Source organism: Vibrio sp. 970 (assembly GCF_033339075.1).
This window is the reverse complement of the sequence record NZ_JAWOTW010000452.1, coordinates 1-635: the sequence shown is the minus strand read 5'-3', so window position 1 is coordinate 635 and position 635 is coordinate 1. Positions and strand designations below refer to the sequence as shown.

The 635-nt window shown below is 47.1% G+C and carries 1 protein-coding gene; it reads right to left on the bottom strand.

What is annotated here, in order from left to right; all coding sequences use genetic code 11:
* A partial coding sequence (locus R7Q11_RS27240; RefSeq protein ID WP_225467116.1) for a sugar transferase occupies positions 1 to 507 on the bottom strand: 507 nt, incomplete at its 3' end.
* Positions 508 to 635 lie beyond the last annotated feature (128 nt).

The following is a 635-nucleotide window of genomic DNA, read 5'->3' as shown; positions in this document are numbered from 1 at the left end:
TTCAATGCAAGCATCGTAACCTTGGTTTACTTGCGCCAAGCCTGTAATACCTGGCAGTACGCCGTATGTGCGCTCTACAAAGTAGGGAATTTCATCTTCCAACTTTTGATAGAAGGCAGGTCGCTCAGGGCGAGGGCCAATCATAGACATTTCACCTTTCAATACATTGAATAGCTGCGGTAACTCATCGAGACGAGTCTTACGTAAAAATCGGCCGACCGGGGTAATGCGTGGATCATTTTCGGTTGCCCAAACCGCACCTGAGCGTTGTTCTGCATCGATGTACATCGTGCGAAACTTCATGATTTGAAACAGATCCATCTTCTCGGGTGTGCAGCGACCAACACGCAGTTGACGATAAATCACTGGGCCTTTTGAGCTGACCTTGATGGCAAGAGCAATGAACGGAAACAGTGGCGCGGTTACTAGCAGAATCAACAGCGCAACCAGTACATCAAACGTTCTTTTCGCGTGGCATACATTTGAGTCGTAACGTGAGTTTTTCATGATGCTTTCCTTATTGGTTGACGCGTTTCCAACGCCCGTTTTCCATGCCTAGTAGGTACTTCATACCGCCGACAAAGTTTGCGATATGGCCAACGACGATATAGCTAATCAGTTTGAAAGGTTTCACT